The following is a 20,157-nucleotide window of genomic DNA, read 5'->3' on the forward strand; positions in this document are numbered from 1 at the left end:
AGTGGCGGACGGGCACCCCGTCTCGCCTACGCTTGGCGTCGTGACACCCGCAGAGCTTTCCCAGGCAGTCCAGGCCGCAGTGAGCGCCGCCGTCGAGGCGGGCGAGCTGGCCGTCGCCGTGCCCGAGCACGTGACGGTCGAGCGGCCCAAGAACAGGGACCACGGTGACTACGCCACCAACGTGGCCCTCCAGCTCGCGAAGCCGGCAGGCATGCCGCCGCGAGCCGTTGCGGAACTGCTGGCCGCCCGCCTGCGAGAGACCACCGGCGTCGCGAAGGTCGACATCGCCGGTCCGGGCTTCCTGAACATCACCCTCGACGCCGCCGCCCAGGGCCTGCTGGCCCGCACGGTGGTCGAGGCCGGCCAGGCGTACGGCCGGAACGAGGCCCTCAAGGGCCTGACCATCAACCTGGAGTTCGTGTCGGCCAACCCGACCGGCCCGATCCACATCGGCGGCGTCCGCTGGGCGGCCGTCGGCGACTCGCTGGCCCGCGTCCTGCGCGCCACCGGTGCCGACGTCACCACCGAGTACTACCTCAACGACGCCGGCGTGCAGATCACCAAGTTCGCGCGGTCGCTGCAGGCGGTCGCCAACGGCAAGCCCGTCCCGGAGGACGGCTACGTCGGCGAGTACATCGCGGACATCGCCAAGGCGATCACCGACGGCGTGCCCGGCGTGCTCGACCTGTCCGAGGACGAGCAGCTCCAGGTCTTCCGGACCGAGGGCCTGAAGCTCATGGTCGCCGAGATCACGCGGTCGATGGAAGAGTTCGGGGTGCACTTCGACACCTGGTTCTCGGAGAAGTCGCTGCACGACTCGGGCGCCGTCGAGCAGGCCATCGACCGGCTGCGCGAGCAGGGCCACGTCTTCGACCGGGACGGCGCCATCTGGCTGCGCACCACGGACTTCGGCGACGACAAGGACCGCGTCCTGATCAAGGCCGACGGCGAGACCACCTACTTCGCCGCCGACGCCGCCTACTACCTGAGCAAGCGGGACCGCGGCTCCGAGGTCTCGGTCTACATGCTCGGCGCCGACCACCACGGCTACGTCAACCGGCTCAAGGCCATCGCGGCCTGCGCCGGCGACGACATGGACCGCAACATCGAGGTCCGCATCGGCCAGTTCGTGAAGATGCTGCGCGACGGCCAGGAGGTCCGCCTCTCCAAGCGCGCCGGCAACATCATCACCATCGACGACGTCGTCGACTGGATCGGCGTGGACGCGGCGCGGTACATGCTGGCGCGTTCCTCCACCGACTCCACCATCACCATCGACATCGACCTGGTCACCAGCCAGTCGAACGAGAACCCGGTCTTCTACGTGCAGTACGCGCACACCCGGATGTGCGGCGTCGCGCGCAAGGCCGCCGAGCTCGGCGTCGACAAGGGTGCGGCCGAGGACTTCAAGCCGGAGCTGCTCGCCACCCAGTGGGAGAGCGACATGCTCGGCGCGCTGGGCGAGTTCCCGCGCGTCATCGCCACGGCCGGCGAGCTGCGCGAGCCCCACCGGGTCGCGCGCTACCTGGAGGACCTTGCGGGCAAATACCACCGCCTGTACGAGAACTGCATGTTCCTGCCGAAGGGCGACGAGGAGCTCACGGACACGCACCGTGCGCGCCTCTGGCTGGTCGAGGCGACGCGAACGGTGCTCGCCAACGGCCTGACGCTGCTCGGCGTCTCCGCCCCCGAGCGGATGTAAGCACGACCCCCATGCGCACGACGGGGGCGGCGGACGGTCGAAGGAGACCGTGCGCCGCCCCTCGCCATAAGCCAAGGAAGTAGCCACAGATGAGCCGCTCCGCCCACCCCGCAGGCCCCCGCCACGGCGACGTGCTGCCCGAGGGCCACTACCTCGCCCCGCCGAGCGACCCGAACGCGCTCGACCCGAAGGTGTGGTCGAGGACCGTCGCCCGCAACGACGACGGCGTGGTGACCGTCGGCGGCCTCGACGTGAAGGCGCTGGCGGCCGAGTTCGGCACCCCCGCCTACCTGATGGACGAGGCGGACTTCCGGGCCCGGGCCCGCGCCTGGCGGGACGCCTTCGGCGCGGACGCGGACGTCTACTACGCCGGCAAGGCCTTCCTCTCGAAGGCGGTCGTCCGCTGGCTGCACGAGGAGGGCCTGAACCTCGACGTCTGCAGCGGCGGCGAGCTGGCGGTGGCGCTGGCCGCCGGAATGCCGGGGGAGCGCCTCGCGCTGCACGGCAACAACAAGTCGGTGCACGAGCTGGAGCAGGCGGTGAAGGCCGGGGTCGGCCACGTCGTCGTCGACTCGTACGACGAGATCGAGCGGCTGGCGGCGGTCGCCGAGCGGCAGGGCGTCCGCCAGAAGGTGCTGATCCGGATCACGGTCGGCGTCGAGGCGCACACCCACGAGTTCATCGCCACCGCGCACGAGGACCAGAAGTTCGGCCTGTCGCTGAACGGCGGCGCCGCGGCCGAGGCCGTCCGCCGGGTGCTCGCCCACCCGCAGGCCCTGGAGCTGCGCGGCATCCACTCGCACATCGGCTCGCAGATCTTCGACACGGCGGGCTTCGAGGTGGCGGCCCGCCGGGTGGTCGGCCTGCTGGCCGAGATCCGCGACGAGCACGGCCTCGAACTGCCCGAGATCGACCTCGGCGGCGGCCTCGGCATCGCCTACACCAGCGACGACGACCCGCGGGAGCCCGCCGAGATCGCCGCCTCGCTGGCGGAGATCGTCCGCCGCGAGTGCTCCGCCGCGAACCTGGCCGCACCGCGGCTCTCGGTGGAGCCGGGCCGCGCGATCGTCGGCCCGACCGCCTTCACCCTGTACGAGGTCGGCACGGTGAAGCCGCTGGACGGCCTGCGCACCTACGTCAGCGTGGACGGCGGCATGTCGGACAACATCCGCACCGCGCTGTACGACGCCGAGTACTCCGTCGCGCTGGTCTCCCGCACCAGCGACGCCGAGCCGATGCTGGTCCGCGTGGTGGGCAAGCACTGCGAGTCCGGCGACATCGTGGTCCGCGACGCCTTCCTGCCGGCCGACCTGGCCGCCGGGGACCTGATCGCGGTGCCGGCCACCGGTGCGTACTGCCGGTCGATGGCCAGCAACTACAACCACGCCCTCAAGCCCCCCGTGGTCGCCGTCCGGGACGGAGCGGCCCGGGTGATCGTCAGGCGCGAGACGGAGGAGGATCTCCTGCGTCTGGATATCGGCTGACGAAATCCTTGTCTCAGATCATGGACCGGCCGTAGATCCGTGCGGAAAGTCCCGGAGACTGGTAGAGACCGAATATCGTCGGGCACCGTGAATTGCCCGGCGGAGACCGAGAATGCAGAGCGGAGTCGGATGATGCGTACGCGCCCGCTGAAGGTGGCGTTGCTGGGCTGTGGTGTGGTGGGCTCCGAGGTGGCGCGCATCATGACGACGACGGCCGACGACCTCGCCGCGCGGATCGGCGCACCGGTCGAACTCGCCGGGATCGCCGTGCGCCGGGCCGGCCGCCCGCGCCCCGGGGTGCCCGAGCACCTGATCACCACCGACGCGGAGGCCCTGGTCAACCGCGGCGACATCGACGTGGTGGTCGAGGTGGTCGGCGGCATCGAGCCGTCCAAACAGCACATCCTGTCGGCCTTCGCCAACGGCGCCTCGGTGGTCTCCGCCAACAAGGCGCTGCTCGCCCAGGACGGCGCGGAGCTGCACGAGAAGGCCGCCGCGGCCGGTGTCGACCTGTACTACGAGGCCGCGGTGGCCGGTGCGATCCCGCTGATCCGCCCGCTGCGCGAGTCGCTGGCCGGCGACAAGGTCAACCGGGTGCTGGGCATCGTCAACGGCACCACCAACTTCATCCTCGACAAGATGGACACCACCGGCGCCGGGTACTCCGAGGCGCTGGAGGAGGCCACCGCCCTGGGCTACGCCGAGGCCGACCCGACCGCCGACGTCGAGGGCTTCGACGCCGCCGCCAAGGCCGCGATCCTGGCCGGCATCGCCTTCCACACCCGGGTCACCGCCGCCGAGGTCTACCGCGAGGGCATCACCGAGGTGACCGCCGCGGACATCGCCTCGGCGAAGCAGATGGGCTGCGTGGTCAAGCTGCTGGCGATCTGCGAGCGCTCCGCCGACGGCGAGTCGGTGACCGCCCGCGTCCACCCGGCGATGATCCCGCTGTCGCACCCGCTGGCCTCCGTCCGCGAGGCCTACAACGCGGTGTTCGTGGAGTCCGAGGCGGCCGGCCGGCTGATGTTCTACGGCCCGGGCGCCGGCGGTTCGCCCACCGCCTCCGCCGTCCTCGGCGACCTGGTCGCGGTCTGCCGCAACAAGCTGGCCGGCGCCACAGGCCCGGGCGACTCGGTGTACACCAGGCTGCCGGCCAAGCCGATGGACGAGGTCGTCACCCGCTACCACGTGAGCCTGGACGTCGACGACCGCGCGGGCGTGCTCGCCCAGGTGGCGTCCGTCTTCGCCGAGCACGGCGTCTCCATCGACACCGTGCGCCAGCAGGGCCGCGACGGCGACGCCTCGCTCGTCGTGGTCACCCACCGCGCCACCGACGCCGCGCTGTCGGCGACGGTCGACAAGCTCCGCGCGCTGGACAGCGTGCGCGACGTGGCCAGCATCATGCGGGTCGAAGGGGAGTAATCGACATGAACGCCATCGCCGAGAGCAGAGTGAGCGGCGCCCGCACCCACCAGTGGCGCGGCCTGATCGAGGAGTACCGCGACCGGCTTCCGGTCACCGCGGCGACGCCCGTGGTGACCCTGCTGGAGGGCGGCACGCCGCTCGTCCCCGCCCGGGTGCTCTCCGAGCGCACCGGCTGCGACGTGTACCTCAAGGTCGAGGGCGCCAACCCCACCGGGTCCTTCAAGGACCGCGGCATGACGATGGCCATCTCCAAGGCCAAGGAGGACGGCGCCCAGGCCGTCATCTGCGCCTCCACCGGCAACACCTCGGCCTCCGCCGCCGCCTACGCGGTGCGGGCCGGCATGGTGCCGGCGGTGCTCGTCCCGCAGGGCAAGATCGCCCTCGGCAAGATGGGCCAGGCCATCATCCACGGCGCGCAGATCCTGCAGGTGGACGGCAACTTCGACGACTGCCTCACGCTCGCCCGCGAGTTGTCCGAGAAGTACCCGGTCGCGCTGGTGAATTCGGTGAACCCGGTGCGCATCGAGGGCCAGAAGACCGCCGCCTTCGAGATCGTCGACATGCTCGGCGACGCCCCCGACGTCCACGTCCTGCCGGTCGGCAACGCGGGCAACATCACCGCCTACTGGAAGGGCTACCGGGAGTACGCCGCGGACGGCCTGGCCACCCGCACCCCGCGCATGTGGGGCTTCCAGGCGGCCGGTTCGGCCCCGATCGTCGACGGCGCCCCCGTCCGCTCGCCGCAGACCATCGCCACCGCGATCCGGATCGGCAACCCGGCCTCGTGGGAGCACGCGATCGCCGCGCGCGACGAGTCCGGCGGCCTCATCGACAAGGTGACGGACCGTCAGATCCTTTCCGCCTACCGGCTGTTGGCCTCCCAGGAGGGCGTCTTCGTGGAGCCCTCCTCGGCCTCCGGCGTGGCCGGCCTGCTGGCCAAGGCCGAGGCGGGCCTGGTCGATCCGGGTCAGCGGATCGTCTGCACCGTCACCGGCAACGGCCTCAAGGACCCGGACTGGGCGGTGGCCGGCGCCCCGCAGCGCCCGGAGATCGTCCCGGTCGACGCCGAGGCCGCCGCGCACCGCCTCGGACTGCTCGACTGACGGCGGCTCAGCCGGCACGCGCCCCGGGCCGACCCTTTCGGGGGTCGGCCCGCGGCCGTCCGGCAATGACACGTACGTGTTGATTCCGCACGGATTTCCCCGCTCAATTCCGCATCGTTTCCGGCCACGAACGGCAACACGGAAGATCGGTGCCGAGCAGGGTGTACCGCTGTGGAACCTGTCTTCGATAGGCTGGTTCCGTCGGGGCGCGCACGGCGCGCACATTCCCGCACTGCCGGGTCCCTGGTGTCCAGGGCCCCGCCGCCGTACCACCGCTGGCCCCACCCCCATCGGGCAGCCCTCACTCCCCAGGAGAGTCCACCGCATGGCCGGTCCTGCGTTCCGTGCCGCCGCCGTCCGGGTCCGGGTCCCCGCGACCAGCGCCAACCTCGGCCCCGGTTTCGACGCCTTCGGACTCGCCCTGGGTCTCTACGACGACATCGTCGTCCGCGTCGCCGACTCCGGCCTCTCGGTCGACATCGCCGGCGAGGGCAGCGACAGCCTGCCCCGCGACGAGCGCCACCTGGTCGTCCGCTCCATGCGGGCCGCCTTCGACCGCCTCGGCGGCCAGCCCCGCGGCCTGGAGGTGGTCTGCGCCAACCGCATACCGCACGGCCGCGGCCTCGGCTCGTCCTCCGCCGCCATCTGCGCCGGCATCGTCGCCGCCCGTGCCGTCACCATCGGCGGGGCGCACGCGCTCGACGACGACGCCCTGCTCGCCCTCGCCTCCGAGCTGGAGGGCCACCCGGACAACGTGGCCGCCTGCCTGCGCGGCAACTTCACCGTCGCGTGGACGGCCGAGGACGGCGCCCGCACCATCGTGCTCGACCCGTCCGACCAGGTCGTCCCCGTGGTCTTCGTGCCCGCCACCGAGGTGCTCACCGAGACCGCCCGCGGCCTGCTGCCCAAGACCGTCCCGCTGGCCGACGCCGCCGTCAACGCCGGCCGCGCCGCCCTGCTCGTCGAGGCGCTCACCCGCCGTCCCGAGCTGTTGCTCACCGCCACCGAGGACCGCCTCCACCAGGACTACCGCGCCTCCGCGATGCCCGACAGCGCCGCCCTGGTGGCCGCCCTGCGCGCGCACGGCGTGCCGGCCGTGATCTCCGGTGCGGGCCCCACCGTGCTGGCGCTCACCGACGAAGCCTCCGCGGAGAAGGTGCTCGGCCTCGCCGGGCCCGAGTTCGCCGCCCACCGGCTGGAGTTGGACCGTGCCGGTGCGTGCGTCCTGCCGCTCGACGTCTGAGCCGACACCGAACGCGGCCACACCCGCGGGAACGGAAACGATTGACAACTACAGGGCTGGGGAATGTGTCAGGGGGTCGGTAGTGTTAACCTCATTGCTGCACCAGACACCCTCCGGGGTTCGGTGCGCCACGTCCCGATCCCGCCCCTTCAGGCTGGCACCGTCCGCACCTGCAGGGTCCGGAAGGACGGGACCACGATTTTCCGGGAGCCCACCACAGCGCGTACGCAGCCTGCCTGCGCGACTGAGGCGCATCCCGAAGCCGTGACGGCACCTGACTCCCACCCGCGGCCTCCGCACTGAGGTACGGGCGGGCGGAGCCCGAGGTGCTGCCGCGCGACGGGGGCCCGGGAACCAAAAACAGGCAGCGAGGCCGGCACGAGACCGGCCCACCGCGCCACTTCGCACCACAGTGCACCGCACTTTTCGCAGCGTCCACCCGATCGGCTGGTCCTTTCGGGGGGACGACCGCCTCGGACCAGCGTGATTCGGCGTTGGTCAGGACAGCACAACCGGTCGCCGAGCCAGACAGGCCGACGTCCGCTCCAGGGAAGGACCCTTAGTGAGCGACACCACCGATCTGATGGGCGCGCGCCCGGACGCCGACGCGTCGGACGCAGCCGCCGCCCCCGCGGCCCCGGCCAGGCGCCGTCGCAGCGCCGCCGCAGGCCTCGACGGCCTGGTCCTCGCCGAGCTCCAGAAGCTCGCCACGGGCCTCGGTATCAGCGGTACCGGACGGATGCGCAAGAGCCAGCTCATCGAGGCCATCAAGGAGAAGAGCGGCGGCGACCCGCTGCTCGCCGGCGCCGCCGCGCCCGCTCCGGCCGCCAAGCGCACCGCCACCAAGGCCGCCGCTCCCGCCGAGGAGGCGCCCGCCGCCGCCCCGGCCGCCGAGGAGAAGCCGGCCCGCCGCACCCGTGCTGCCGCCGCCGCTGCCGCCGCCCCCGCGGAGCAGCCGCAGGCCCAGATCGAGATCCCGGTCCAGGCCGCCGCCGAGACCGCGCCGGCCCGCACCGAGCGCACCCGCCGCCGTGCCACCTCCGCGGCCGGCGCCCCGACCGCCGAGGCCGCCGCCGAGTCGGCCGGCACCGTGGTCGCCGAGGCCAAGGCGGAGACCCGCACCGCCGAGCAGCGTCCCGCCGAGGGCGAGACCCGTACCGAGCGCCGCGACCGCCGTGACCGGCGCGACCGCCGCGAGGGCGGCGAGCGTCCCGAGGCGGCCGAGGGCCAGGACAGCGAGTCCCGCGAGTCCCGCCGCGACCGCCGCAACCGCCGCGACCGCGACCGGGCGGAGCGCCAGCCCGCCCAGGGCCAGCAGCAGACCGGCACCCAGCAGCAGGACACCCAGGCCGGCCGCCAGGGCCAGCCCGCCGGGCAGCAGGCCGGCGGCTACGACGACGACGAGTTCGGCGACGGCCGCCGCGGCCGCCGCGGACGCTACCGCGACCGCCGGGGCCGCGGCCGCCGCGAGGGCTTCGAGGGCAGCACCCCCGAGCCGCAGATCGGCGAGGACGACGTCCTCATCCCGGTCGCGGGCATCCTCGACATCCTCGACAACTACGCGTTCGTCCGGACCTCCGGCTACCTGCCGGGCCAGAACGACGTCTACGTCTCGCTCGCCCAGGTGCGCAAGCACGGCCTGCGCAAGGGCGACGCCATCACCGGTGCGGTGCGCCAGCCCCGCGACGGCGAGCGCCGCGAGAAGTTCAACGCGATGGTCCGCCTCGACTCGGTCAACGGCACGGACCCGGACGGCGCCCGCAGCCGCCCCGAGTTCGGCAAGCTGACCCCGCTGTACCCGCAGGAGCGGCTGCGCCTGGAGACCGACCCGGGCGTGCTGACGACCCGGATCATCGACCTCGTGTCGCCGATCGGCAAGGGCCAGCGCGGTCTGATCGTCGCCCCGCCGAAGACCGGCAAGACGATGATCATGCAGGCGATCGCCAACGCGATCACCCACAACAACCCCGAGTGCCACCTGATGGTCGTCCTCGTCGACGAGCGTCCGGAAGAGGTCACCGACATGCAGCGGTCGGTGAAGGGCGAGGTCATCTCCTCGACCTTCGACCGCCCGGCCGAGGACCACACCACCGTCGCCGAGCTCGCCATCGAGCGTGCCAAGCGCCTGGTGGAGCTGGGCCACGACGTGGTGATCCTGCTCGACTCGATCACCCGCCTCGGCCGCGCCTACAACCTGGCCGCGCCGGCCTCCGGCCGCATCCTGTCCGGTGGTGTCGACTCGACCGCGCTCTACCCGCCGAAGAAGTTCTTCGGCGCCGCGCGCAACATCGAGAACGGCGGCTCGCTGACCATCCTCGCCACCGCCCTGGTGGAGACCGGCTCCCGCGCCGACGAGGTGGTCTTCGAGGAGTTCAAGGGCACCGGCAACATGGAGCTCAAGCTCGACCGCAAGCTCTCCGACAAGCGGATCTTCCCGGCGGTGGACGTCGACGCGTCCTCCACCCGCAAGGAGGAGATCCTGCTGGGCAAGGAGGAGCTGGCGGTCACCTGGAAGCTCCGCCGGGTGCTGCACGCGCTCGACTCGCAGCAGGCCATCGAGCTGCTCCTGGACAAGATGAAGCAGACCAAGAGCAACGCCGAGTTCCTGATGCAGATCGCCAAGACCACCCCCGGTTCCGGCGACTGACGCGGCCCGTTCCGCAGGGCGAGGCCCCGCACCGCATCCGCGGTGGGGGCCTCGCCCTTTGGGCACCGCTCCCCGCGGCCGGCGCCGCGGGCCCCGTACGGCCCTCCGGCCTCCGCCGATCGGCGGAGGCCGGATTCCCTTATGCTCGAAAAGCCCCGTTCGAGCAGAAAGGGGAAGGGATGTCCGATCGGCGAGAGCCCCGGAGCAGACGCCGCAAGGTGCTGCGCATCGCGGTGTTCACCGTGATCGGGCTGCTGCTGGTGGGTGCGGGTGCGGCCGGCTACGCGTACTGGAAGCTGAACGGCAACATCCGCAGCGTCGACATCGACACCCAGCTCGGCCCGGGCCGACCCCCCGCATCGGTGGGTGGTGCCTTCAACATCCTGCTGCTCGGCTCGGACTCCCGGGCCGGCGCCAACCACTCGCTGGCCGGTGGCGCGGTCGGTGACACCGCCCGTTCGGACACCGCGATGGTCGTCCACGTCAACCGCGAGCACTCCGTCGCCTCGGTGATCAGCATTCCGCGCGACACCCTGGTCGCCCGCCCGGCCTGCACGGCTCCGGACGGCACCGCCACCCCGGCCCTGCGCAGCGCGATGTTCAACTCCGCGTACGAGGTCGGCGGACCGGCCTGCGCGGTGAAGACCACCGAGCAGCTGACCGGGATGCGGATGGACCACTTCGTCGAGGTGGACTTCGCCGGCTTCGCGGGCCTGATCGACGCCATCGGCGGGGTCGACGTCACCACCACCGTCGACATCTCCGACCAGGACAGTGGGCTGCACCTGGCGGCCGGCGACCACCACCTCAGCGGCACCCAGGCGCTGGCCTTCGTCCGCACCCGGCACGGCGTCGGCAACGGCAGCGACCTCGGCCGGATCGAACTCCAGCAGCAGATGGTGAAGTCGATCATGAAGCAGATCGGTGCGCTCGGACTCACGTCCAACCCGGCGCACCTGTGGTCGATCGCCGACAAGCTCACCAAGTCGATGACCACCGACTCGGAGCTCGCCTCGGTCAGCGCACTGGTCGGCCTCGCCAACACCCTCAAGGGCATCGGGCCGGACGAGATGACCATGGTGACGCTGCCGGTGGTGAGCGCCCCGAGCGACCCGAACCGGGTCGTCCCGCGCAGCCCCCAGGCCGCCCAGCTGTGGGCCGCCCTGCAGGCCGACGGCGCCGTCCCGCAGTCGGTGGTGAGCATCCAGCCGTCCAACCCCGCCGACAGCACGCCCAGCCCCTCCACGGGCGCCTCTCCCCGCACCCCGGGCGCCTCTCCCCGCACCCCGGGCGCCGCGACCCGCAGCCCGGTCGGCGCGGCGGGCCGGGAATAGCCCGGGCCGCGCCTCGGTTTGGGAAGAGGCGGCCGGTGCTGGCACACTGGTCCGTCGGTCCCGGTTCACGCGCGGCTGCCTGCCGCCGACCCGGTGCCCTCCCGAAACCTAGGAGAGACCCTTGAAGGCCAACGTTCACCCCGAGTACGTCGTGACCAAGGTGACCTGCACCTGCGGTAACGAGTTCACCACCCGCTCGACCGAGACCAGCGGCGAGATCCGCGCCGAGGTCTGCTCGGCGTGCCACCCGTTCTACACCGGCAAGCAGAAGATCATGGACACCGGTGGCCGCGTGGCCCGCTTCGAGGCCCGCTTCGGCAAGAAGCTCAGCGGCGGCAAGGCCTAGCGCTTCCACGGCGCCGGTCTCGGCGCCCCCGCGGATCCGCGGGGGCGCCGGGCCGGCGCCGTTCGCATCTCCCCGCTCCGCGCCGCCGTCCGGCGCCCGGAGCACCCATCTCGTCCCACCGGCACCCACGGGAAGTAGGCCCACGCCATGTTCGAGGCAGTCGAAGAGCTCCTCGTCGAGCACGCCGACCTCGAGAAGAGGCTGGCCGATCCCTCGGTGCACGCCGACCAGGCGAACGCCCGCAAGCTCGCCAAGCGCTACGCGGAGCTGACCCCGATCACCCGCACCTACCGCGCCTGGCGGCAGACCGGCGAGGACATCGAGGCCGCCCGCGAGCTCGCCGCCGAGGACCCCGACTTCCTCGCCGAGGCGAAGGTTGCGGAGGCCCGCCGCGACGAGCTGACCGAGGAGCTGCGGCTGCTGCTCGTCCCGCGCGACCCCAATGACGACAAGGACGTCATCCTGGAGGTCAAGGCGGGCGAGGGCGGCGAGGAGTCCGCGCTCTTCGCCGGCGACCTGCTGCGGATGTACCTGCGCTTCGCGGAGCGGGTCGGCTGGAAGACCGAGATCATCGACTCCAACGAGTCCGACCTCGGCGGTTACAAGGACGTCTCCGTCGCCGTGAAGACCCGTGGCAGCACCGAGCCCGGCCAGGGCGTCTGGGCCCGGCTGAAGTACGAGGGCGGCGTGCACCGCGTGCAGCGCGTCCCGGCCACCGAGTCGCAGGGCCGCATCCACACCTCCGCCGCCGGCGTGCTCGTCACCCCGGAGGCCGAGGAGGTCGAGGTCGAGGTCCACGCCAACGACCTGCGGATCGACGTCTACCGCTCGTCCGGCCCCGGCGGCCAGTCCGTCAACACCACCGACTCGGCCGTCCGGATCACCCACCTGCCGACCGGTATCGTGGCCTCCTGCCAGAACGAGAAGAGCCAGCTGCAGAACAAGGAGCAGGCGATGCGCATCCTGCGCTCGCGCCTGCTGGCGGCGGCCCAGGAGGAGGCGGAGCGGGAGGCCTCCGACGCCCGCCGCAGCCAGGTCCGCACCGTCGACCGCTCCGAGCGCATCCGGACCTACAACTTCCCGGAGAACCGCATCTCCGACCACCGCACCGGCTTCAAGTCCTACAACCTGGACCAGGTGCTGGACGGCGACCTGAACGCGGTCATCCAGTCCTGCGTGGACGCCGACGCTGCGGCCAAGCTGGCCGCCGCCCAGGAGAACTGAGAACCGGGCCCGGGGCCCGAGAAGTCAGAGGTGTGGTCGGATGAACCTGCTGCTCGCCGAGGTGGCGCAGGCCACCCAGCGGTTGGCCGCGGCCGGCGTGCCGTCGCCGCGCTTCGACGCCGAGGAGCTCGCCGCGCACGTCCACGGCGTCAAGCGGAGCCAGCTGCACACCGTGCCCGACGCCGACTTCGACGCCCGCTACTGGGAGGCGATCTCCCGCCGCGAGGCCCGCGAACCGCTGCAGCACATCACCGGGCGCGCCTTCTTCCGCTACCTGGAGCTGGAGGTCGGCCCGGGCGTCTTCGTGCCGCGGCCGGAGACCGAGACCGTCGTCGAGTGGGCCATAGACGCCGTCCGCGACATGGACGTCGCCGAGCCCCTCGTGGTCGACCTGTGCACCGGCTCGGGCGCCATCGCGCTCGCCCTCGCCCAGGAGCTGCCGCGCTCCACCGTGCACGCCTTCGAGCTGGACGAGGGCGCCCTCGCCTACACCCGGCGCAACATCGCGACCAGCCCCGACCGGGCCCGGGTCCACCTGCACGAGGGCGACGCCACCCGCGCCTTCGAGGACGACCGTTCCTGGGACGGCCGGTTCGACCTGGTCATCAGCAACCCGCCGTACATCCCGCTCACCGAGTGGGAGTACGTCGCGCCCGAGGCCCGCGACCACGACCCGCAGATGTCGCTGTTCTCCGGCGAGGACGGCCTCGACACCATCCGCGGCATCCAGCGGGTCGCCGCCCGGCTGCTGCGCCCCGGCGGTGCGGTGGTCGTCGAGCACGCCGACACCCAGGGCGGCCACGTGCCCTGGATCTTCAACGAGGAGGGCGGGTGGACGGACGCCGCCGACCACCGCGACCTCAACGGCCGGCCGCGCTTCACCACCGCCCGCCGCGCCGCCCTGTGACTTCGTGACTTCGCCGTGAACTTCGGAAGGGGACCGCACCGATGAGCCGCCGCTACGACTGTGCCGATACCGGGGACCGCGCCACCGGGCTGCGCGAGGCAGCTTCGGCGATCCGCCGCGGCGAGCTCGTCGTCCTGCCGACGGACACCCTGTACGGCGTGGGCGCCGACGCGTTCTCCCCGGAGGCGGTGGGCGCCCTGCTCGACGCCAAGGGCCGCGGCCGCAACATGCCCTCCCCGGTGCTCGTCGGCTCGCCGACCACCCTGCACGGCCTGGTCACCGACTTCTCCGAGCAGGCCTGGGAGCTCGTCGACGCGTTCTGGCCCGGCGGCCTGACCCTCGTCGCCCGCCACCAGCCCTCGCTGCGCTGGGACCTCGGCGAGACCCGCGGCACGGTCGCCGTCCGGATGCCGCTGCACCCCGTCGCCCTGGAGCTGCTCAACACCACCGGCCCGCTCGCCGTCTCCAGCGCCAACAAGACCGGCGGCCCCTCGCCCGCGACCTGCGACGAGGCCCAGGGCCAGCTCGGCGACGCCATCTCCGTCTACCTGGACGGCGGCCGCGCGGACCACGCGACGGCCTCCACCATCGTCGACGTCACCGGCAAGACCCCCGTCGTGCTGCGGGCGGGCGCGATCAGCGTCGAGCAGCTGAGGGAGGTCGTCCCGGACCTGGAGGCCGGCAGTTGACCGCTGCGTCCCTGTACGCCGCGGGCCCCGGCCCGGCCCGGTTCGCGGCCGTCCCGTACCGGACGGCCGCGCCACGACCGGTCGACACCTTCCGCATCCTCTTCGTCTGCACCGGGAACGTGTGCCGCTCGCCGATCGCCGAGCGGCTCACCCGCCACGAGCTGGCCGCCCGGCTCGGCGCCGCCTCGCACCGCTTCGTGGTCGAGAGCGCCGGGACGTGGGGCCACGAGGGCGCCCCGATGGAGGCGCACGCCGCCACCGTGCTCGGCGAGTACGGCGTTGACAGCGCCGGCTTCGCCGGCCGGGAGCTGCTGGACGAACACGTCATCGACGCCGACCTGGTGCTCACCGCCACGCTCGACCACCGCGCCCAGGTGATATCCATGGGCCACGCGGCCGGGCTGCGCACCTTCACCCTGAAGGAGTTCACCCGGCTGGTGCGGCGGATCGACCCGGTCACCCTGCCCGAGCCCCGCGGCGGCGCCCAGCTGCCGGAGCGGGCGCGCGCACTGGTGCGGGCCGCCGCCGCGCTGCGCGGCTGGCTGCTCGCCGCCTCCCCGGAGTCGGACGAGGTGGACGACCCGTACGGCGCGCCGATCGGCATGTTCCGCAACTGCGGCGAGGAGATATTCGACGCCCTCGACCCGGTCGTCACCGCCCTGACGGGGGTCCACGGGCGCGACTGACCGCCCGGGCCGGCCGCCCGCGCCGGATCGCGCCCCGCCCGGCGCGCCCCGCCCGGCGCCCCCCGATCCGCCGTTCGGACCCGCCGGCAAGGGGGATTGCGGGGGATCGGGTGGAGAAACCGTGCAGGCGGAGTGCCCAGGACGTGTCGGGCCGTCGACGGCGGCCGGCGGGCCCTCGGCCGCGAGCCGCCCGCGGGCGTCCCCGACGGCGCAACGCGGCCGTGTACGGGCGGGCCACCGGGTCGGCCCCGACCTACGCTGGAGGGACCCACCCGCCGCTTCCGGGAGCTGCGCCATGTCCGTCACCCCCACCGTGCACGGCCCGACCGAGACCGACGCTCCCGCCACCGGGGCGCGCTGGGAGCCCGCGGAGGCGCTCCGCCGGGCCGACCCGCTGCTGGCCGACCTGCTCACCGCGGAGGCCGAACGGCGGGCGGAGAGCCTGCAGCTGCTGGCGGGCGAGAACATCACCAGCCCCGCCGTGCTGGCCGCGCTCGGCGGCCCGCTGATCGACAAGTACGCCGAGGGCTACCCCGGCCGGCGCCACCACACCGGCTGCGCGCTGGCCGACACCGCCGAACTGCTGGCGGTCGACCGGGCCCGCCAGCTGTTCGCCGCCCCGCACGCCAACGTCCAGCCGCGGTCGGCGACTTCGGCGATGCTCGCGGCGTACGCGGCGATGCTGCGGCCGGGCGACACGGTGCTCGCGATGTCCCTGGAGCACGGCGGCCACCTCAGCTGCGGCTCGCGCGCCAACTTCTCCGGCCGGTGGTTCGACTTCGTCGGCTACGGCGTCCGCGAGGAGGACGGCCGGATCGACCTGGAACAGGTCCGCGAACTCGCGCACCGGCACCGCCCCAAGGCGATCGTCGCCGGCGGCATCTCCTACCCCCGGCACGTCGACTGGGCCGCCTTCCGGGCCGTCGCGGACGAGGTCGACGCCTACCTGATCGCCTCCGCCGCCCAGACCACCGGGCTCGTCGCGGCGGGCCTGGCGCCCTCCCCGGTGCCGTACGCGGACGTCACCGTCGCCGCCACCCACAAGCTGCTCCGCGGCCCGCGCGGCGGCCTGCTGCTGTCCACCGTGGAACTCGCCGACCGGATCGACCGGGCGGTCTTCCCGTTCACCCAGGGCGGCGCCGCGATGAACGAGGTCGCCGGCAAGGCCGTGGCGCTCGCCGAGGCCGCCGGCGAGGACTTCGCCCGGTACGCCCGCCGGGCCGTCGACGGGGCCCAGGCCCTCGCGGGGGCCCTCGCCGAGCACGGCGTCCGGCCGATGACCGGGGGCACCGACACCCACCTGGTCACCGCCGACGTCAGCCCGCTCGGCCTCACCGGCATCGAGGCGGAGCGCCGCTGCGCCGCGGCCGGGCTGATGCTCGGCAAGTGCGCGCTGCCGTTCGACCCGGCGCCGGCCGCGGAGGCCTCCGGGATCCGGCTGGGCACCGGCGCCGCGGCCGCCCAGGGCATGGGGCCGGTCGAGCTCGCCGAGGTCGGCGGCCTGATCGGCGAGCTGCTGCGCGGCGGCCCGCAGGCCCGGATCTCCGGGCGGGTGCGCGACATCGCACGGACCTTCTCCGGGTGCCGCTGAGCCGGCCGCGGGGCCCTGACCAGGCGGTTCCCGGGCCGCCCGGCGGCCGTTCCGGGGTGTCCGGCGCACCCCGGGGGAGGCCGGGGAGAACCGCGGTGCACGTCCCGCTCGTCCGACTCAATAAGGTGTGACCGTGGCGACGCACCTCGAACCCCGAACCATCCCGGGAGTACGCTCCGTACTCATCCGTCGGACCGTGATGCAGGAGGCCAGTGGTGCGTGAGTATCTCCTGGTGCTCTTCGTCACCGCAGCGGTGACGTACCTGCTGGTCAGCCCGGTGCGGAAGTTCGCGATCGCGGCCGGGGCGATGCCGGCCGTCCGGGCGCGCGACGTGCACCGCGAGCCCACCCCGCGGCTCGGCGGCATCGCGATGTTCGGCGGGCTCTGCGCCGGCCTGCTGGTGGCCTCCCAACTGACCAACATCGGGCGGCTGTTCATCCAGAGCGCGGACGTCCGGGCGCTGCTCTCCGGCGCCGGGATCATGTTCGTCCTCGGTGTCCTGGACGACAAGTGGGGCGTGGACGCGCTGGTGAAGCTGGGCGGTCAGATGATCGCCGCCGGTGTCATGGTCTGGCAGGGCGTGACGGTCATCTCGATCCCGGTGCCCGGCGTCGGCCCGGTCGCCGTCACCCCGACCCAGGGCATGATCATCTCGGTGGTGCTGGTCGTCGTCATGGTCAACGCGGTGAACTTCATCGACGGCCTGGACGGCCTGGCGGCCGGCATGGTCTGCATCGCCGCGATGGCGTTCTTCCTGTACTCGTACCGGCTCTGGATCGGCTACGGGGTCAACGACGCCGCCCCCGCCGTGCTGTTCACCGCCGTGCTGATCGGCATGTGCCTGGGCTTCCTGCCGCACAACCTGCACCCGGCCCGGATCTTCATGGGCGACTCCGGCTCGATGATGCTCGGCCTGATGCTGGCCGTGGCCGCGATCTCCATCACCGGCCGCGTCGACCCCGACCTGATCACCGCGCAGACCGGTTCGCAGACCGCCACCGTGCACACCCTGGTGCCGATCTACATCCCGCTGCTGCTGCCGCTGACCGTCATCGCGCTGCCGCTGGCCGACCTGCTGCTCGCCGTGGTCCGCCGCACCTGGGCCGGCAAGTCGCCGTTCGCCGCCGACAAGCAGCACCTGCACCACCGTCTGCTGCAGGTCGGCCACTCGCACAGCCGTGCGGTGCTGATCATGTACTTCTGGGCCGCGCTGATCGCCTTCGGCACGGTCGCCTTCTCGGTCGCCAACACCGGCCGCACGGTGGTGCTGGCCTTCGCCGGGCTCTGCCTGGTCGGCCTGGTCGTCCTGCTGATGCCGCGCTTCCGCCCACACGCGCCGCGGGCCGTGCAGGCCGTCGTGCCGCCCCGCTACCGCAAGGCGCGGACCGAGGAGACCGCGGCCGACGCCGCGACCGCCGTGGAGGCCCTCACCGCCGAGGCGGACGACGCCGCGGCACCCGCCGGGACGCCCGCGATGGCCGAGCTCTCCGCCAAGGACAAGGCGCTGCTGAGCCGGATCGGCAGCGGCGCCACCGCGGTCGGACAGCGCAGCCGCGCGAAGGGCTGAACGCGCGCCCCGGAGCGGTCCGGGGCGCCCTCCCGGGGCGTCCGCGACACGCCCGCCGCCGCGTCTGACCGGCCGTCAACAGCCCTCACCCGTACGGCGGCACCCTTGGGCCATCGGTGTGACAGGTACCACACGTTCATGGTAAAGCTCTCATCAAATAGTTTGTGATACCGTTCACGAGTACCGAGAACACGCCGAAAGACCTGACAGGTGGAGCACTTCCCACCCCGGTCGGTCTTCTGGAGCGGCTCGCCGTCGAGCGGCCGGCCTGCGGCTGTGGTTCCCGGTGCGGCGTCCCCCGCCGCGCGCACACCCATATGCCAGTCCCCCGTTGCCGACATGCCGCCGGAGCTGCCGACATGCCGTCCCACGACGCCCGGATCATCCGCGGCGCCGCAATCCCCACTGCGGTCGCCGGCCTGATTGCCGCTGTGATCGCCACCGCAGTCGTGGGGACCAAGGGGTTGATCGGCGCTCTTGCCGCCGTCCTCCTTGTGATGGCGTTCTTCAGCTTCGGCCAGGTCGCGCTCGACCGGCTCACCAGGAACAACCCGCAGATCCTCATGGCAGCTGCGCTGCTCGTCTACACGACGCAGATCCTGCTGGTCGCGGTCGTCCTGGCGGTGTTCAAGAACACCACCCTCTTCGACACCAAGGTGTTCGGCTTCACGCTGCTCGGCTGTGCCCTGATCTGGACGGGCTTCCAGGTGCGCGGCGCGATGAAGGCCAAGATCTACTACGTGGAGCCCGAACCCCGCGACGACAAGCCGAAATCCGGGCGTCAACCGTGACGGGGGCGGGCTGTCCCCCTCGCGCGGGGGGCGGTGTTTATGCCCTCCTGACGGGCTGCTATCGTCCGTCCCGACGGCGGAGTACGGGATGCGGCCAGATCGCTCCGATGATCGGACGGATCGCCCCCCGACTCCATGAAGTCTTCGAAGATCCCGCGGCAGGGATACGCGCCGCGCAGGGTCCGCGAGAAATCCAACAAGTTCCAGTGCCGCTCCGTGGCCGAGGGCCGCGCCGACACACCGAGGTTGCCGTAACCATGCGTCATGACGAAGGAGTCTGTGGTGGGTGCTGACGTCCAGCTCGCCTCTGAGGCCGGGTGCCACCTGTTCTCCGGTTGCGGCTTCCCGGCTCCGGGCCTGAACGAGTTCGACTTCAAGCCGATCTTCTCCATCGGCAGCGTGGACTTCACCAAGCCCATGCTTCTGTCCATCATCTGCGCCCTGCTGGTGGTGGCGTTCTTCTGGGCCTCGTTCGCCAAGCCGAAGCTGGTCCCCGGGAAGCTCCAGCTGGTCGGCGAGATCGGGTACGACTTCGTCAAGCGAAGCATCGTGCTGGAGACGATCGGCAAAAAGGGCGAGAAGTACGTCCCGATGCTGGTCTCGATGTTCTTCTTCGTGTGGGTGATGAACATCATGTCCATCATCCCGTTCGCCCAGTTCCCGGTGATGTCGAGGATCGCCTACCCGGTGGGCCTCGCGGCGATCGTGTGGGTCACCTACATGACCCTGACCTTCAAGAAGCACGGCTTCGTCGGCGGTCTGAAGAACCTCTGCTGGCCCTCGGGCATCCCCGGCTGGGTCATGTTCATCCTGGTCCCGATCGAGTTCATCTCGAACATCTTCGTGCGGCCCTTCACGCTCGCGGTTCGAGCCTTCGCGAACATGTTCGCCGGCCACCTGCTGATCGTCGTGTTCTCGGTCGCCTCCTGGTACCTGCTCAGCCCGAGCATCGGCGCGCTCTACGGCACCACCTCGTTCATCGTGGCCGTCGGTCTGACCGCGTTCGAGCTGCTGGTGCAGTTCCTGCAGGCCTACATCTTCGTGATGCTCGCCAGCAGCTACATCGCCGGTGCCCTCGAAGAGGCGCACTGAGCCACGCAGCCCCCGGGCTGCTCACCCAGAAACGTCCGGTGGCCAACCACCACCGGTTCACATCCCCGCAAAGGACAAGCTGAAATGGCACAGCTCGCTGAGGTCGTCGGTTCCATCGCTTCCGTCGGTTACGGTCTCGCTGCGATCGGCCCCGGCATCGGTGTCGGTCTGATCTTCGGTAACGGCGTCCAGGCCATGGCCCGCCAGCCCGAGGCCGCCGGCCTCATCCGTTCCAACATGTTCATCGGCTTCGCGCTGACCGAGGCGCTGGCGCTCATCGGCATCGTCATGCCGTTCGTCTACGGCACCGGTAAGTAATTCCCCT

Annotated in this window: 17 protein-coding genes; all 17 read left to right on the forward strand. The window is 72.1% G+C overall.

The genetic code is table 11. The features are described from left to right. The first annotated feature begins 40 nt into the window (after nucleotides 1-40). The 17 genes from argS (at nucleotide 41) to atpE (ending at nucleotide 20,150) form a co-directional block, all read left to right on the forward strand. Nucleotides 41-1,702, forward strand: a complete 1,662-nt coding sequence (gene argS / locus IE98_RS0111785) for an arginine--tRNA ligase (RefSeq protein ID WP_030268008.1) — start codon at nucleotides 41-43, stop codon at nucleotides 1,700-1,702. An 89-nt stretch (nucleotides 1,703-1,791) separates the two neighbouring features. Continuing rightward, on the forward strand, nucleotides 1,792-3,186 hold the full coding sequence (gene lysA, locus IE98_RS0111790; protein ID WP_030268009.1) for a diaminopimelate decarboxylase: 1,395 nt from the start codon (nucleotides 1,792-1,794) through the stop codon (nucleotides 3,184-3,186). Nucleotides 3,187-3,315: 129 nt separating this feature from the next. Continuing rightward, nucleotides 3,316-4,608 (forward strand): homoserine dehydrogenase, encoded by a 1,293-nt coding sequence (locus IE98_RS0111795; protein WP_030268010.1) that lies wholly within the window; start codon nucleotides 3,316-3,318, stop codon nucleotides 4,606-4,608. 5 nt (nucleotides 4,609-4,613) lie between these two features. After that, nucleotides 4,614-5,714, forward strand: a complete 1,101-nt coding sequence (gene thrC / locus IE98_RS0111800; protein WP_052390422.1) for a threonine synthase — start codon at nucleotides 4,614-4,616, stop codon at nucleotides 5,712-5,714. Between the two features lie 325 nt (nucleotides 5,715-6,039). Further along, nucleotides 6,040-6,957: a homoserine kinase gene (thrB, locus tag IE98_RS0111805; protein ID WP_030268012.1), complete on the forward strand. Its 918-nt coding sequence runs from the start codon at nucleotides 6,040-6,042 to the stop codon at nucleotides 6,955-6,957. Between the two features lie 562 nt (nucleotides 6,958-7,519). Beyond that, nucleotides 7,520-9,604: a transcription termination factor Rho gene (gene rho / locus IE98_RS0111810; protein ID WP_030268013.1), complete on the forward strand. Its 2,085-nt coding sequence runs from the start codon at nucleotides 7,520-7,522 to the stop codon at nucleotides 9,602-9,604. A gap of 179 nt (nucleotides 9,605-9,783) precedes the next feature. Beyond that, nucleotides 9,784-10,938 (forward strand): LCP family protein, encoded by a 1,155-nt coding sequence (locus tag IE98_RS0111815; protein WP_078660943.1) that lies wholly within the window; start codon nucleotides 9,784-9,786, stop codon nucleotides 10,936-10,938. A gap of 121 nt (nucleotides 10,939-11,059) precedes the next feature. Beyond that, nucleotides 11,060-11,284: a 50S ribosomal protein L31 gene (rpmE, locus tag IE98_RS0111820; RefSeq protein WP_030268015.1), complete on the forward strand. Its 225-nt coding sequence runs from the start codon at nucleotides 11,060-11,062 to the stop codon at nucleotides 11,282-11,284. Between the two features lie 147 nt (nucleotides 11,285-11,431). Beyond that, nucleotides 11,432-12,508: a peptide chain release factor 1 gene (gene prfA, locus IE98_RS0111825; RefSeq protein WP_030268016.1), complete on the forward strand. Its 1,077-nt coding sequence runs from the start codon at nucleotides 11,432-11,434 to the stop codon at nucleotides 12,506-12,508. Between the two features lie 40 nt (nucleotides 12,509-12,548). After that, nucleotides 12,549-13,415 carry a peptide chain release factor N(5)-glutamine methyltransferase gene (gene prmC, locus IE98_RS0111830; RefSeq protein WP_030268017.1) on the forward strand — a complete coding sequence of 289 codons (867 nt, stop codon included), beginning with the start codon at nucleotides 12,549-12,551 and terminating at the stop codon, nucleotides 13,413-13,415. Between the two features lie 41 nt (nucleotides 13,416-13,456). Then, nucleotides 13,457-14,104, forward strand: coding sequence for an L-threonylcarbamoyladenylate synthase (locus IE98_RS0111835; protein WP_030268018.1), 648 nt, complete (start codon nucleotides 13,457-13,459; stop codon nucleotides 14,102-14,104). After that, entirely contained in the window at nucleotides 14,101-14,790 is a 690-nt protein-coding gene (locus IE98_RS0111840) for a low molecular weight phosphatase family protein (protein WP_030268019.1), read from the forward strand. Before IE98_RS0111835 ends, IE98_RS0111840 begins: the two co-directional genes overlap by 4 nt. A 295-nt stretch (nucleotides 14,791-15,085) precedes the next feature. Beyond that, nucleotides 15,086-16,381, forward strand: a complete 1,296-nt coding sequence (gene glyA / locus IE98_RS0111845) for a serine hydroxymethyltransferase (RefSeq protein ID WP_078660944.1) — start codon at nucleotides 15,086-15,088, stop codon at nucleotides 16,379-16,381. 215 nt (nucleotides 16,382-16,596) lie between these two features. Next, complete coding sequence (locus IE98_RS0111850) at nucleotides 16,597-17,949, forward strand: MraY family glycosyltransferase (RefSeq protein ID WP_030268021.1); 1,353 nt, start codon at nucleotides 16,597-16,599, stop codon at nucleotides 17,947-17,949. 359 nt (nucleotides 17,950-18,308) lie between these two features. Next, nucleotides 18,309-18,740: a hypothetical protein gene (locus IE98_RS0111855; RefSeq protein ID WP_030268022.1), complete on the forward strand. Its 432-nt coding sequence runs from the start codon at nucleotides 18,309-18,311 to the stop codon at nucleotides 18,738-18,740. Between the two features lie 264 nt (nucleotides 18,741-19,004). Next, nucleotides 19,005-19,832 (forward strand): F0F1 ATP synthase subunit A, encoded by an 828-nt coding sequence (gene atpB / locus IE98_RS0111860; RefSeq protein ID WP_030268023.1) that lies wholly within the window; start codon nucleotides 19,005-19,007, stop codon nucleotides 19,830-19,832. Between the two features lie 84 nt (nucleotides 19,833-19,916). Further along, entirely contained in the window at nucleotides 19,917-20,150 is a 234-nt protein-coding gene (gene atpE / locus IE98_RS0111865) for an ATP synthase F0 subunit C (RefSeq protein WP_030268024.1), read from the forward strand. Nucleotides 20,151-20,157 lie beyond the last annotated feature (7 nt).

This window comes from Streptomyces sp. NRRL B-24484, assembly GCF_000717715.1.
Lineage (GTDB): Bacteria > Actinomycetota > Actinomycetes > Streptomycetales > Streptomycetaceae > Kitasatospora.

What these genes read in the sequence shown, in the direction of transcription:
- IE98_RS0111855 (WP_030268022.1), top strand. Translation starts at nt 18,309, where the DNA reads ATGCCGTCCCACGACGCCCGGATCATCCGCGGCGCCGCAATCCCCACT.
- prmC (WP_030268017.1), top strand. Translation starts at nt 12,549, where the DNA reads ATGAACCTGCTGCTCGCCGAGGTGGCGCAGGCCACCCAGCGGTTGGCC.
- thrB (WP_030268012.1), top strand. Translation starts at nt 6,040, where the DNA reads ATGGCCGGTCCTGCGTTCCGTGCCGCCGCCGTCCGGGTCCGGGTCCCC.
- thrC (WP_052390422.1), top strand. Translation starts at nt 4,614, where the DNA reads ATGAACGCCATCGCCGAGAGCAGAGTGAGCGGCGCCCGCACCCACCAG.
- prfA (WP_030268016.1), top strand. Translation starts at nt 11,432, where the DNA reads ATGTTCGAGGCAGTCGAAGAGCTCCTCGTCGAGCACGCCGACCTCGAG.
- atpB (WP_030268023.1), top strand. Translation starts at nt 19,005, where the DNA reads ATGACGAAGGAGTCTGTGGTGGGTGCTGACGTCCAGCTCGCCTCTGAG.
- IE98_RS0111795 (WP_030268010.1), top strand. Translation starts at nt 3,316, where the DNA reads ATGATGCGTACGCGCCCGCTGAAGGTGGCGTTGCTGGGCTGTGGTGTG.
- lysA (WP_030268009.1), top strand. Translation starts at nt 1,792, where the DNA reads ATGAGCCGCTCCGCCCACCCCGCAGGCCCCCGCCACGGCGACGTGCTG.
- glyA (WP_078660944.1), top strand. Translation starts at nt 15,086, where the DNA reads ATGTCCGTCACCCCCACCGTGCACGGCCCGACCGAGACCGACGCTCCC.
- IE98_RS0111835 (WP_030268018.1), top strand. Translation starts at nt 13,457, where the DNA reads ATGAGCCGCCGCTACGACTGTGCCGATACCGGGGACCGCGCCACCGGG.
- IE98_RS0111815 (WP_078660943.1), top strand. Translation starts at nt 9,784, where the DNA reads ATGTCCGATCGGCGAGAGCCCCGGAGCAGACGCCGCAAGGTGCTGCGC.
- atpE (WP_030268024.1), top strand. Translation starts at nt 19,917, where the DNA reads ATGGCACAGCTCGCTGAGGTCGTCGGTTCCATCGCTTCCGTCGGTTAC.